Raw genomic sequence first — 13,603 nt, 5'->3', positions numbered from 1 at the left:
CCCAGACATCCCAGACATGTCACCCATGTCACCCATCATATCCGCCATCGTCAGCCATTCGGCCTTGTCGACAGCTGGCACAGGGGCTTGCACACCCGGACGCACGGCGAGAGTGCCGCGGGCGTACCCGGTCCGGTCCATCGTCTGGGCAAACACTGTGTGGGCCTCGTCCGTTGGAGCGACCACTACGTCGCAGGTCTCGCCAGGGCCGAAGCGGAACTCATCGACCGACACCGGCTCGATATCCTGTCCGTCGACCTGCACCACCTTCATTTTCAGGCCCGGAATGCGAACGTCATAGAACGTGTTGCCGGCCCCATTGATGAAGCGCAGCCGTACCGTCTGGCCCGGAGAAAATAGGCCGGTCCAATTCCCCGCTGGCGTCACGCCATTCATGAGGTAGGTCAGCGTTGCGCTGGAGAGATCCGCCAGATCGGTCGGATTCATCCGCATCTGGTTCCACATCCGTCGCTTGTCCATGGCAGAGGTCCATCCCTCACGCGAGACGTCGCGAAAGAAATCGACCACGGTCGGCTGGTTATAGTTGTAGTAGTCGCCCTGGATCTTGAGCTTGGTTAGGACGCGCATCGGATCCTCGTCCGTCCAGTCGGAGAGCAAGACGGTGTAATCGCGATCGGCCCGCACGCGGTCCTCGCCCGCGGGGTCGATAACGATGCCCCCATACAGCCCAGTCATTTCCTGGAAGCCGGAGTGCGAGTGGTACCAGTAACTGCCGCTCTGCTGTACCTTGAAGCGATACGTGAATGTTTCGCCCGGAGCGATCCCAGAAAAGCTGATCCCGGGCACGCCGTCCATCTGGAACGGCAGAATGATGCCGTGCCAGTGAATTGACGTGGGCTCCGGCAGGCGGTTGGTTACCCGGATGGTGACCGTGTCACCTTCACGCCAACGCAACGTCGGGCCGGGCAGCATGCCATTGATGGTGGTGGCCATGCCTGGCTTGCCGGTGAAGTTCACCGGGGTCTCGGCGATCACCAGATCGAACTCCGTGCCTCGCAGCACGGGCGCAGTGCCAAAGGCCGCGCCCTGGGGTTGCGACGCCCGCGCGGGCATCCCGCTTAAACCCAGGCCGGCGATCACCCCTCCGGCTGCCAAGCCCTGCACAAATCGCCTCCGCGGAAGGTTCGGAAGCACCACGCCCATTGCACGATTGCTGCGCATCTCTTTATTCCTTGCGTAAGTCCCTGATGAGATTTGTACGGCAGGAGCAGCCTAATCACTCCAAGGCTACCTTAACCTGACCGAAACATTACATATTGGTCAGGTTGGTCAGCAACCATGCCGCTCCATGTACGCTACACGATACCGGTCGCACTTTTCGTGCGCCATAAGTAATAAAGAGACAGACATGAAGCTCCTTGTTGTCGAAGACGAATCCAAGACCGGCGAATATTTGCAGCAGGGGTTGTCGGAAGCCGGCTTTGTTGTGGACCTTGCCCGCAATGGCTTGGACGGCCGACATCTTGCAATGACGGGCGACTATGACCTCTTGATTCTTGACGTGATGTTGCCCGATCTCGAAGGGTGGCAGATCCTGCACGCACTGCGCTCAACTGAACTGGCTGTGCCGGTGCTGTTTCTGACCGCGCGCGATAGCGTCGCTGATCGGGTCAAGGGCTTGGAGCTGGGCGCGGATGACTACATGGTCAAACCATTTGCATTTGCGGAATTGCTCGCGCGTGTTCGAACTCTGCTTCGACGAGGCAGTGCGCCATCGCTTGCAGAACGCATCCAGGTGGCCGACCTGGTGCTGGATCTGACTCGCCGTCGTGCTTCCCGTGGCGGTCAGCGAATCACGTTGACCAGTAAGGAGTTCTCGCTGCTGGAACTGCTAGCCCGCCGTCATGGCGAGGTGTTGCCCCGGTCCCTGATCGCCTCCCAAGTCTGGGACATGAATTTCGACAGCGACACTAACGTGATCGACGTCGCCATTCGACGCCTGCGCGCCAAAATCGACGATAACTTCGAACCTAAATTGATCCATACCGTCCGTGGCATGGGCTATGTCCTCGAAGGTCCGGAGGACGGGGAGTAATGAGGCGCCATTCACTAACGGCGCGGCTGACCGCGTATTTCTCCTTGTCATCAGCGGCCATGTTGTTGGGCCTCGGCATTCTGATCGCCCTGGCCATGGAGGAGCATTTTGCAGTGGAAGACTTTACGGCGTTGGGCGAGAACGTGAACGTCATTCGCCGGGTGGTTGAGAGTAGTTCTGCGGCCGAGGTCTCCACTCGACTCAACGACGTGTTGCAGCATCGCACGGATCTGATTGTGCGGGTCCAGGCGCCACAGGGTCAGCCCCTTTTTGCTACCCCCAACTTTGACTTTGCGGAGGTGTTGCGCGTGCTGCGCAAGGCAGGCCGCCATTCCGGGGCCCTTGTTTGGCAGCAGGGCGAAGAGCAATACCGGGGTGTGCATATGCAAGTGCCACTGCGCGACGGCGATGCGCTCGACGTGTTGGTGGGCATCAATACGGAGATCCATGCGCATTTCCTACGAGCGTTTCGGAAGACGTTGATGCTCTACATCGCGTTGGCCGCCTTGGCGAGCGGCCTATTCGGATGGTGGGCGGCCCGGCGCGGGCTGTTGCCATTGCGCGCAATGGCTTCGCGAGCGAAGTCTGTAACTGCCGACCGCCTGAACGAACGGATGCCGGTTGATATGGTACCTGTCGAGGTTGCCGATCTTGGCGTGACGTTGAACGGCATGCTCGCGCGCCTGCAGGGCGATTTCCAGCGACTCACCGACTTCTCGACCGATATCGCACACGAGCTACGCACACCGATCACCAACCTGTTGACGCAAACCGAGGTGGCACTCTCACAGACTCGCGAGCCTGCGAAATACAGAGACGTCCTTGCTTCAAACGTGGAAGAGCTGCAGCGGCTGGCTCGGATGGTGTCGGACATGCTTTATCTAGCCAAGATGGAGCACAACCTGACGCTGCCTAGTGCCGAGATGATCGAGCTTGCCGACGAGGTGCGTGCCCTCTTTGAGTTCTACGATGCGTTTGCAGAGGACAAAGCCGTGCAGTTGCAAGTGGAAGGACAAGCGCAGGTGCGCGGCGATCGGCTCATGCTCAGACGCGCCTTCAGCAATCTGTTGTCGAATGCAATACGGCACACGCCCAGGTGCGGCCGTGTGATCGTTTCCATCAAGCCAGGCGAGGAGGATCTCGCCGTGACGATCGACAACGACGGCGAAGCGATTGCTCCTGACGTGCTGCCGTTCATCTTCGAGCGCTTCTTTCGTGCAGACAAGTCACGCGCGCGTCCCGAATCTGACGGAGCAGGCCTTGGCTTGGCCATCACCAAAGCAATCGTTCTCGCCCATGGGGGAATCATTTCTGTTACACGCGCGCACGACCGTACTCGATTTACCGTCCGGCTGCCGATCCGCTCCTGAACTTTGGGCGTCCGCTCGCTGACGTGATGCGCCGGCTCGACCAGGATGACGGCACAGGCGCAGTCCAACCTGTCCGAAATCTTGCTTACCTATGACGTTTTTGAAAGTATGTGCACGCATCACAACATGGCGACAGCATTTCTCCACAAGCACCAAGGCCCAGGCTCTCTCCTTGCTCCACGTGCATCGTGCCATTTCGGCACGTCGCCAATCAAGGAGAACCCAAATGCCTCACCAATACTTCCAAACCTGCATCGATGAATGCGCCGCGTGTCACGTGGCGTGCCTGCACTGCGCCGCCTCCTGCCTGACCGAAAAGGACGCTCTGACATTGAGCACCTGCATTCGGCTGGATCTCGATTGCGCTGATATCTGCGGGACCGCCGTGGGGTTGATGGCGCGAGGCAGCACCCAAGCCAATGCCATATGCGAACTGTGCGCGAGAATCTGTCAAGCTTGCGCCGCCGAGTGTGCCAAGCACTCCCATGAGCACTGTCAGGAGTGCGCGCGCGCCTGCGAGAAGTGTGCCGACGCCTGTCGTGCCATGCATTGAGGGTGGCATACCGGATCAACCTCGCTGATCTGGCGCAGTTGTAATACGAGGGTCACGTTTCTGTCAGCCTCAGCCTTCTACACTGCCGTGACTAGCAGTGTCTTGTTTCAACTTGAAGAAGGAGAACGCGATGAACATCCTGAAAAAATCCGCATTGATGGGGGCAGCGTTGCTGGCGCTCGGTATCAACGTCGCCAACGCGTCAATGGCTACCGGCGCGCGCGACCCCTATACCGATGGCGGTCACGCGATGGGCAAGCGCGACCCCTATACCGATGGTGGACGCGCAGCGCGCGACATCTACACCGATGGCGCGCATTCGATGGGCACACGCGATCCCTACACGGACGGCGGTCACCAGTAACTGAAAGCTCAACCCCGGAACACCCCCTTCCGGGCTTTCCCCCTCACCCCGGAGCGCACCTCCGGGGCTTTTTTGCACGTCGAGGCATTCGCTGCACGTGCTCGCTGGACTGACTCATCAATCCGCTTCAATCGCTCTAGTGCCGCGCACTCTTGCTCGCCGACGCACGATAGCCTTCGTGGCGCTTCCGGCCGATGAGCATGTGTAGGGGAACGGCCGCAACAGCGGCGATGCCCATCACAAGGTGCGCAGTCTTTGCAAGACCACTCCAATCTTCGGGGCCGTAATACAGACCATAGGCGCTGATGGTCAGCAGCAAGAACACGATTCCCGTCAACGTGCCGGTCACGCGGTTGCGGCGCGCGACCCACGCGAAGCGGATGTGCTGCGGCAGCATGGAACCGAAGAGAATCAGGCTGCAGAACGCAAAGGCGCCGTGCAATTGCAGTATCTGGCGGACGACCGGCGCATCCGCCCATTGAAGCAGGTCATGCAAAACTGTCCACACCAGTCCAGACACCGCTACCGCTAGTAATACGGCGAGAGCAAGCCAATAGTGATACGGATGCAAGCGGATGCCTGTCCCTTTAAGCGGATGTCGATGCGAGGATTGCGTCATGATGCAACAACGTGTGCGTGATAACTCGATAGCGCGCGGATCGTGGAAGGGGCCGTCGTGCCCGCAAGCATGGCAACCTTGGTAAGAGCGTCCGCCCAGATACAGCGAGGAGCGATAACGGTGACAGTCCGCTCTGCGCAGGGCGCCTCCGTCAGTATTTGTTGCGATCGAATGGACTCAGTACCGGGAGGCAATCCGAAGCTTTCTGCGAAATAGTGACCGCTGGTGGCCGCGGCCCCGTGGGCGAGCATACCGAGTAATTCCAGCCGAGCCGGCGCGTTGGCACTGCGTACGTGGATGGGCTGCGCATGTGTGCCAAAGACGCGCAGATCCCCTCCAGCCGAAACGGCACCACTGCGGATGCCGTGGTGCCGTAAACTCAGGACGGCCATGTCGACGGCAAAGCCTTTGGCGATGCCACCGAGGTCCAACCATAGCGGGCGCCGCTTGCCGATGCGATTTTCACCGAGCGTCACCACGTCCGCAATCCGCGCGTCGACTTCCGCTGTCGGCCCCGCCGGGCGGGGCAGAATCTTGTGTGCCACCAACATGCGGGCCACGGTGGGGTCGAACACGCCGCCGGTACGCTCGTGCATGCGCTGGGCCTCGCGCAGCACACGCATGGTCCAAGGGTGAACGCGGACCGCTTCGCCTACCGACGCCGCATGCAGACGTGACAAGTCGCTATCCGAGCGCTGGAAGCTCATCAACGCCTCGGCTTGCTCGATTACGGAGAACGCCGCTGCGATGGCGGTTTCTGCCAAGTGAGCGCAGTCCTGGGGATACACATCGTCAATGCGAACTTCAACGAAAGTCCCCAATAGCGGTTTGGAGCGACGAATCACATCTTGGCTAGTAAGAGGTCATACACAGCCAGCACCCGCTTGACTCCCTGGGTGATGTGTTTGCATGAGAGCGTCGCGCCACTGATGTTACGGATGTCTTTACCAAGCTGCACAGCATCCTGCGCGGTCTTACCAACAAACTGGGCACGCCAGTCGGCATTGCGCACCTCATAGCCATACGTTTCCTGGTACGTCAGGATATCGACGGCGCGCACGGCTCCCTTGGCGTCGAGCGCCACGGCATACGTGATTTTTTCATGCTTGCCCACCACGCGATCCACGATGAACCAGCCGCCAGTCGACACTTTCCAGACCCCCTTGTCATTGAATGGCTCGTGTACCCCGGAGCGCTCGTTCAATGTTTCGCGAATCTGGTCCGTAATCTGGAGAGGCACGGCCTGAAAACTCGCGCCAGGAAACATCTGCGCCTGAGCCTGTTGAACTGTCAGGTATTCCGTCGCTTGGACGGGCACGACCAGCACCGCAAGCGGCACTGCCGCCATGGGAGTCCACTTCATGTCTGTCTCCGTATCAATGGACGCGCTTCAAAATGGGAACCCCACCTTGACCATGAACTCGTTGCGCGCATGCTCGTCACCGAAGATACGGTTGCCTGCCACTACGTCCGCCTGGTCCTCGTTGTAGGTTTTGACTACGGGCAATTGGTGGCGCCACGCGGCCGTTACCCACCAGTGTTTGGTGGCGTAGTGCAAATTGGGGCCAAGAAACCACGCGGAGTGATCACGACGGTTATAGCGATACCCCTGGAATTCACGATGGTTGCGCGCCTCCATGCCCAGGCTCAGGTTGTCGGTCAAGCGATAGGACACGCCGGCGGTCAGATCAAGCATGGAAGCACGCTCAATATCACCCATGGCGGTTTTGTCGCGCTCATGGGCACCGAGAATATTGGCGGCAAAAATGAGCCGATCATCCAACCAGTTCTTCTGCAAGATGATGCGCCATTCGAGATCGCGCTCACGGGGCCCCAGTTCTGGCTCGATGTACAGTGCCAAGCCGATCGGATCAGTCACTGGGTTCATGAGTTGGTAGATCGCTTCGAGTGAAACAGTCTCGAAGCGAGTCTTGCGGTAACGCCCAGTCGGATCGTCATTGGGACCGAGATCTGTCAGCGGCCCACGCGTGGTGCCATCAAGACCATTCCGATTGGCGTTCACGTAGCTCCAGTTGAAATAGCCGGCCAATTGGAATTTGTCCGTCACGCCGTACTCGACTTCTTCGCGGTTGAGCAATCCGCTATAGGATCCTTGGGACTGGCCCCGCTGCAGGAAAGACTGGTGCTCGAATTCGAAGCGGCCTTTGGGCATAACGTCGGCCGTGTAAATCCACCCGAACGGCGATTCGCCGGCAAGCGCAGTTGTGGAACACAGCCAGGCAAGCGCCCCAGCAAGCCAAACCTTCCCCCAATGCGTGCTTTTTGTAGCACCTTGCATTTGACTCCCCTTCCGAAATAAGGAGATTGTAAGGGAGAATGAGAATTGTTCGCAATAGCCTCGTGAAGCGGCGAATGCTGGGATCAGAGTCGGGTCGCACGGAGTCGCAGCGCATTGGCGACCACCGATGCCGAACTCAAGCTCATCGCCAATGCGGCAATCATGGGTGATAACAGAAGTCCGGTAAAAGGATAGAGCACGCCGGCAGCCAATGGCACACCCAGTGCGTTGTAAAGGAAGGCGAAGCCGAGGTTTTGCTTCATGTTGGCAATCGTTGCCTCGGATAAGGCGCGGGCACGGGCAATGCCCCGCAGGTCGCCTTTCACGAGGGTAACCTGGGCGCTGTTCATCGCGACATCGGTACCGGTACCCATCGCAATACCCACGTCGGCTTTGGCGAGCGCCGGTGCATCATTGATGCCGTCGCCTGCCATCGCTACAACCAAGCCTCGTTCTTGAAGTGTGGCGACCAACGCCAGCTTATCCGCAGGCTTGACCTCGCCGCGAAACTCAACAATGCCAAGTTGTTTTGCGACGGATTGGGCGGTCACGTTTCCGTCGCCGGTAGCCATCACGATCCGAAGCCCATCGGCTCTGAGTTGGGTCAGGGCCTGCGGTGTTGTCGTCTTCACGCGATCGGAAACCGACAGCAGGCCAGCAAGGACCCCATCGACCGCCAGGTACATCACACTGGCGCCTCGGGCTCGCATGGCGTCTGCCTCGGTGGAGGCGGCATCGACAGCAACCGCGTGCGCCTGCATCAGCGAGGTGTTGCCGAGCGCCAGGCTTCGCCCAGCGACGTGTCCTCTCACGCCGATCCCTGACGCGGATTCAAAATCTTCCGGCCGCTCGAGCGCGAGCCCCTGTTCGCGCGCTTGCGCCACGATCGCAGCGGCCAAGGGGTGCTCACTACCTTGGTCCAGACTGGCCGCCAAGCGCAAGACGTCCATGTCGGAAAATCCATTGAGGCCAATGGCCCGATCGAATGAGGGGCGCCCTTCGGTCAACGTGCCTGTCTTGTCCACAATAAGCGTGTCGACCTTGCGCAGGTTCTCGATTGCTGCGGCATCCCGAAAAAGAATGCCGTGTTCGGCCCCTTTGCCGCTGGCCACCATGATGGACATGGGTGTGGCCAGCCCGAGCGCGCACGGGCACGCGATGATCAGCACAGCAACCGCGTTGATCAAGCCGTGGGCCCAGCTTGGCTGGGGGCCCCAGATCCCCCAGGCGACGAGCGTCATGACAGCGATGGCGACCACGCCGATGACGAAGACGCCTGCCACCTTGTCCGCCATTCGCTGCATCGGCGCCTTGGAGCGCTGCGCTTGCGCGACCATTTGCACGATCTGCGACAAAACGGTCTGCGCGCCCACTTTCTCGGACCGGACCACAAGCGCACCCGAGGTGTTCAGGGTTGCACCGATGACGTGGTCACCCGCGCGTTTGGAGACTGGAATCGGCTCACCGGTGATCATCGACTCGTCGAGCGCGCTCGCGCCCTCGACCACGACACCATCCACGGGCACCTTTTCACCGGGCCGCACACGCAGCAAATCGCCCACATGGACATGGGCAATCGGAACATCTTCTTCACTGCCGTCCGCGTCGATGCGCCTGGCTGTTTTGGGGGCAAGGCCCAGTAGGGACTTGATGGCGGCCGATGTCTGTGAGCGGGCCTTCAGCTCGAGCATTTGCCCCAGCAGGGTCAGCGAAATGATTACGGCTGCCGCTTCAAAATACACTTCCACCCGGCCGCTCGCCGCGAAGGTCGAGGGGAATACGTCCGGTGCGACTGTCGCGACTACGCTATAGAGATAGGCCGCGCTCGTCCCCAGCCCGATAAGCGTCCACATGTTCGGGCTGCGGTGCAAGAAGGATTGCACACAGCGCTCGAAGAATGGCAAGCCAGCCCAAAGCACGGCCGGCGTGGCAAGCACCAACTCGAGCCAGTTCTTCCATGCTGGATTTAGGGGAATGAGACGATATCCAGCCATGGCCAGCACAAAGACCATCGCGGTCAATGGCAAGCTTATCCAGAAGCGTCGCCGGAAATCCATGAGCTCCGCATTCTCTTCCTCCTCCCCCGCCGGCATGATCGGCTCCAGCGTCATGCCGCATTTAGGACACGTGCCGGGATGATCCTGGCGGATCTCAGGATGCATTGGACAGGTGTAAATCGTGGACGCGGATGCCGGTGGTGAAACACTTGCCTCGTCGCCCGGGACAGCCCGCGGCGCGCCTGCCGAGTGAGCATGGTGACCATGCACATTGCAGTGGTGTGCGTGGGGTTGCGTGGGCTCATTGTGGTCGTGCGCCGTATCGGCGCTTTGTCGCGGGGAGGCGGCTTCTCTGTGGCTGTGCTGGCGGCTCATGCTCGGCATCCTGTTGGAAAAAACTGGCACGTGGCAGTGTCGTGGTCAGCATAGCGATCAACCACCCCGAGGACAACGGTCCGCAATGACGGTATCAATGGATTCACAAGGGACGTGCTTCTGTGGCCACGAGCTTGGTCTGCGGTGCAGGTCCATGCGAATTCCGGGCACGTCTCATGCTGAACGACTGTCTCATGCTGAACGACTCCCCGGGGATTGCTATGGAGGTCCTCCTCGCGTTCGTGACGCAGGGGCACAACCTTCCAACGGGAGCAAGGATCGTGGGCGACAACACTTCAATCGACTTGGCGCTGCGGCGCAAATTTCTACGCCAAATGGCTGGGGCGGGCTTGGCGGCAACGGGGGCCGGTATCGGCACGCCTGCTTCGGGGCTGCAAAGCCAGGATCGTTCAACTGACCTGTCCGGAACCGAATTCGCTCTGACAATTGGGCGCACACCCGTCAATTTCACGGGGCATTTACGGTACGCGCTTACGGTAAACGGATCAATTCCTGCGCCCATCCTGCGTTGGAAACAAGGTTCCGAGGTAACGCTGCGGGTCACCAACACACTGGCCACGCAAACTTCGATCCACTGGCATGGCATCCTCGTTCCGTTTGCCATGGATGGCGTGCCTGGCGTGTCCTTTCCCGGCATTCCTGCTCACCAGACCTTCGTCTACAAATTCAAGGTCCGACAGGCCGGTACATACTGGTACCACAGCCACACCCGCTTTCAGGAGCAACTCGGCCTCTATGGCCCATTGGTGATCGAGCCACAAAGGCCGGCCCCCATACCTAGCGACAGGGACTACGTCGTTATGCTGAGTGATTGGACTGACGAAGATCCTGAAAACGTCTTCCTTCACTTGAAGCAGTCGAGTGATTTTTACAATTTCCAATTACCGACGGTCACTGATTTTGTGGCCGACGTCAGGGCGGCGGGCCTCTCAAAAGCACTGGCTCGACGGCGTATGTGGAACCAGATGCGCATGAATCCCACGGACCTCGCCGATGTCTCTGCTGCAACCTACTGCTACTTGGTCAATGGCGCCACACCCTTCACTAACTGGACAGCTATCGCGGAGGCAGGCGAATACGTACGTTTGCGCTTCATCAATGGATCGGCCACCACAACGTTTGATGTTCGCATCCCGGGCCTGACCATGCGAGTTTGTGCGGCGGACGGACAAGATGTCGAACCCGTGAACGTCGACGAGTTTCGGATTGGTGTAGCGGAGACCTACGATGTGTTGGTGCAGATGCCCCGGAATGAGGCATACACCATATTTGCACAGGCGATGGACCGCAGCGGATATGCACGTGCCACCCTCGCGCCGAAGCACGGCATGCGGGCCGCGATTCCTATTATGGACCCCAAAACCTGGCTGACCATGGCTGACATGGGCATGGACATGAACATGAACGGAATGTCTATGACCAGCGGGCCACCCAATGAAACGATGGAAACTCAGGACAACGGCATCCATTCCCCCCTCGGCCACTCTATGCAGGCGGGGGGCGAAACCGCGGCCGACGCCATGCCAGGCATGCGACTGCAGTCCGGCGATGAAGGCATGGCCGGCATGAAACCCTCCATGTCGATGTCCCACGATGGTAAGCCCGAGCATTCCCACCCAATGACGATGCTGGGTATGCACGGCGGCCCCGAAGTCGACATGCGGTCGATGAACCCTTCCAAGTCGCTCGCAGACCCTGGGCCGAGATTGCGCCAAAATGGCCGGAGGGTTTTGACCTACGCAGACTTGCGAACGCTGGGCCAGCCCTATGACGATCGGCCTCCGGGCCGCGAGATCGTGTTGCATCTGACCGGCAACATGCGACGGTTCATCTGGGGATTCGATGGCAAAAGGTTCTCGGAGGCCGAGCCGATCCGTCTGTACTACGGCGAACGGCTGCGGATCACTCTCGTTAATGACACCATGATGAATCACCCTATGCACCTGCACGGGATGTTCAGCGAGCTTGAAAACACGGAGCGTCAAGCGCTCGTCCGTAAGCACACCATCAACGTTCAACCATCCAAGCAGATCAGTTTCCTCGTAACTGCGGATGCCCCGGGCCAGTGGGCATTTCATTGTCATCTGCTGTACCACATGGAAGCCGGTATGTTCCGCAAGGTGGTTGTGGCCTGACCCTTGGACAAAGGAGCGCGTCATGTTGCCAGGAGTGAAGGGACGGCTGCGTTTGGTTGCCGCAGCCTTATTGCTCACCGTGCGGCTTGCAGGCGCCCACACGTCTGAGGCGCCCACGCCAGGCATGCCGCAGACGCCACACGGCACACCGTCTCAGGCCCATGGGCAAGAAGCGCAGGTACTTGCAACACAAAAGCCCGACTTACCTTCCCAAGAGGAAGGCGTCAATGTGATCACCCCCAGTGACGAACCCCGCGTGCCAATGCAGAATCCCAGCCGAGGCATCGCCGTGCCGGGCGACACCATGGTCGACAACGATGTCTATCATCAGTTTCTGCTCGATCGGCTCGAGACGGTACGCACTCGCGACGCGACGGGATGGGCATGGGACATGCAAGGCTGGTTCGGTAAGGATCTTGACCGACTATGGTTGAAGACCGAGGGCGAGCGACTGTTCGGTCAAACCGCAGACGCCAAAGTTGAAGCGTTGTGGGGTCATGCATTTGCCACATTTTGGGATTGGCAGGCAGGCGTTCGCCGCGACTTCGGTGGTGGACCAACACGTACGTGGGCTGCCTTTGGAGTGCAAGGGCTCGCGCCATACTGGTTCGATGTCGAAGCGACCCTGTACGTCAGTAATGGCGGGCGTCTTGCGGCCCGTGTGCGTGCTACCTACGATGTCCGCCTCTCGCAGCGAAGTGCCCTCACTCCCGAAATCGAAGCCAACGTCTACTCGAAGACCGACCAGGCGCGCGAGATTGGCCGCGGGCTGGCCGATGTTCGCCTCGGCTTGCGACTGCGATACGAACTTCGGCGCGACTTCGCTCCGTACATTGGCGTGGTTTGGAGCAGGAAACTGGGAAGGAGCGCAGAGTTTGCGCGAGCGGCGGGGCAAGACGCCGTAAACAAGCAGATCGTGGCTGGAATACGATGGTGGTTTTGAACCAGGAGCCTGTCAGGCTGCGCTCTGGGCGCTTTGCTATATAGCTCAGCATCGCGGTTTCCCGATCGCGCCGTCGGCATGAACGTCTTACCAAGACGTAATTTGCGGGTCATCGAAGCGAGAGGATTGCCTCTCTAGAATGCTTGACATCAGTCACGTTCCAGGAGAAAACGATGAATCGCAATCGACTTGTTCCGCTCATGCTCGCAGTCCTCTTCGCAGGCAGTTCGGCGGCATGGGCCTCAGACAAATTCCGTGGCGACGGCGGGGACAATTGGATCGAACATGTGCGGCAAAGCCCGTCAGCAACTCAACCGGATGTGAACAGGACGGCGTTGCTCTTCGGCTCGCCCGCGCCAGTGTCGCTGGCTGCACGCACTTTGACAGTTAAGCCAGGAATGAAATACATCAACGTCGAATCCGGTGAAACCGTCGCTTTTTCGGCGGGGACTGGGACGCAAGCATGGACGTTCATCGAAGCAATGCAGAGTACTTCGGTCGATTTGGGCGTTCTGCTGCCGGATGTGCCCGACGCTAAGGGTGTGCGCGTCATCATTGCGCGCAGCAAGTGGCTCACAGGCAGTTAGGACTTTCGTTCGTTCACTTCGGTCCCGTTACGACTCACTCGGTCGTGCGGGGCTGGTGTCGCTGCGCCGCCTCCCCCGTCCCCAAGCGATCAGGGCGGCAACCTGGATTGCTGTATTGATGAATTGCAGTGCAATCAAGGCAAATTGCTTGGTCTCCAAGTAGACGAACACCAGTCCGATGTTACCGGCGATCCAAGCGAGATAGCCGCGCGGATCCTTCCTCGCAATAAGGAGCTGACCGGTCAAGCCGGCCAGGATGACGAAGAGTTGCAGTGCGTATCAAC

General features: G+C 59.6%; 14 protein-coding genes. 7 read left to right on the top strand and 7 right to left on the bottom strand.

The features are described from left to right. On the bottom strand, positions 1–1,182 hold a 1,182-nt coding region (locus BG83_RS0116515), incomplete at its 3' end, for a copper resistance system multicopper oxidase (protein ID WP_024977759.1). A gap of 187 nt (positions 1,183–1,369) precedes the next feature. Between BG83_RS0116515 and BG83_RS0116510 the strand changes: the two genes are divergently transcribed. The 4 genes from BG83_RS0116510 to BG83_RS0116495 all read left to right on the top strand — a co-directional run bounded on the left by BG83_RS0116510 (position 1,370) and on the right by BG83_RS0116495 (position 4,343). Then, positions 1,370–2,056, top strand: a complete 687-nt coding sequence (locus tag BG83_RS0116510; protein ID WP_009241638.1) for a heavy metal response regulator transcription factor — start codon at positions 1,370–1,372, stop codon at positions 2,054–2,056. Then, positions 2,056–3,426 carry a heavy metal sensor histidine kinase gene (locus BG83_RS0116505; protein ID WP_024977758.1) on the top strand — a complete coding sequence of 457 codons (1,371 nt, stop codon included), beginning with the start codon at positions 2,056–2,058 and terminating at the stop codon, positions 3,424–3,426. Before BG83_RS0116510 ends, BG83_RS0116505 begins: the two co-directional genes overlap by 1 nt. 226 nt (positions 3,427–3,652) lie before the next feature. Continuing rightward, a complete protein-coding gene (locus BG83_RS0116500) occupies positions 3,653–3,979 on the top strand; it encodes a four-helix bundle copper-binding protein (RefSeq protein WP_009241640.1) in 327 nt (108 codons plus the stop codon). Between the two features lie 130 nt (positions 3,980–4,109). Further along, positions 4,110–4,343: a hypothetical protein gene (locus tag BG83_RS0116495; RefSeq protein WP_009241641.1), complete on the top strand. Its 234-nt coding sequence runs from the start codon at positions 4,110–4,112 to the stop codon at positions 4,341–4,343. Between the two features lie 136 nt (positions 4,344–4,479). Here BG83_RS0116495 and BG83_RS0116490 read toward each other — a convergent pair whose 3' ends face one another. The 5 genes from BG83_RS0116490 to BG83_RS0116470 all read right to left on the bottom strand — a co-directional run bounded on the left by BG83_RS0116490 (position 4,480) and on the right by BG83_RS0116470 (position 9,633). Continuing rightward, positions 4,480–4,914 (bottom strand): hypothetical protein, encoded by a 435-nt coding sequence (locus BG83_RS0116490; protein ID WP_235193216.1) that lies wholly within the window; start codon positions 4,912–4,914, stop codon positions 4,480–4,482. Between the two features lie 44 nt (positions 4,915–4,958). Next, positions 4,959–5,807 (bottom strand): FAD:protein FMN transferase, encoded by an 849-nt coding sequence (locus tag BG83_RS0116485; RefSeq protein ID WP_009277715.1) that lies wholly within the window; start codon positions 5,805–5,807, stop codon positions 4,959–4,961. Then, the gene (locus BG83_RS0116480; RefSeq protein WP_004635288.1) at positions 5,804–6,325 is read right to left on the bottom strand and encodes an FMN-binding protein; all 522 of its coding nucleotides are present in this window, start codon (positions 6,323–6,325) and stop codon (positions 5,804–5,806) included. Before BG83_RS0116480 ends, BG83_RS0116485 begins: the two co-directional genes overlap by 4 nt. A gap of 27 nt (positions 6,326–6,352) precedes the next feature. Beyond that, a complete protein-coding gene (locus BG83_RS0116475) occupies positions 6,353–7,261 on the bottom strand; it encodes a DUF6662 family protein (RefSeq protein WP_004635287.1) in 909 nt (302 codons plus the stop codon). A gap of 83 nt (positions 7,262–7,344) precedes the next feature. Then, on the bottom strand, positions 7,345–9,633 hold the full coding sequence (locus BG83_RS0116470; protein ID WP_012435844.1) for a copper-transporting P-type ATPase: 2,289 nt from the start codon (positions 9,631–9,633) through the stop codon (positions 7,345–7,347). A gap of 176 nt (positions 9,634–9,809) precedes the next feature. On the opposite strand from BG83_RS0116470, the gene BG83_RS0116465 reads away from it, so the two are divergent. The 3 genes from BG83_RS0116465 (at position 9,810) to BG83_RS0116455 (ending at position 13,319) form a co-directional block, all read left to right on the top strand. Beyond that, positions 9,810–11,789 carry a copper resistance system multicopper oxidase gene (locus BG83_RS0116465; protein WP_004635283.1) on the top strand — a complete coding sequence of 660 codons (1,980 nt, stop codon included), beginning with the start codon at positions 9,810–9,812 and terminating at the stop codon, positions 11,787–11,789. Positions 11,790–11,811: 22 nt separating this feature from the next. Next, positions 11,812–12,732, top strand: coding sequence for a copper resistance protein B (locus BG83_RS0116460; protein ID WP_004635281.1), 921 nt, complete (start codon positions 11,812–11,814; stop codon positions 12,730–12,732). Positions 12,733–12,905: 173 nt separating this feature from the next. After that, the gene (locus BG83_RS0116455) at positions 12,906–13,319 is read left to right on the top strand and encodes a CzcE family metal-binding protein (protein WP_004635279.1); all 414 of its coding nucleotides are present in this window, start codon (positions 12,906–12,908) and stop codon (positions 13,317–13,319) included. 27 nt (positions 13,320–13,346) lie between these two features. Here BG83_RS0116455 and BG83_RS0116450 read toward each other — a convergent pair whose 3' ends face one another. Beyond that, the gene (locus tag BG83_RS0116450) at positions 13,347–13,574 is read right to left on the bottom strand and encodes a nicotinamide mononucleotide transporter (protein ID WP_327204843.1); all 228 of its coding nucleotides are present in this window, start codon (positions 13,572–13,574) and stop codon (positions 13,347–13,349) included. Positions 13,575–13,603: the final 29 nt, after the last annotated feature.

The sequence above is a fragment of the Ralstonia pickettii genome (assembly GCF_000607165.1).
Taxonomy (GTDB): Bacteria; Pseudomonadota; Gammaproteobacteria; order Burkholderiales; family Burkholderiaceae; genus Ralstonia; species Ralstonia holmesii.
This window is presented reverse-complemented; position numbering and strand designations above follow the sequence as displayed.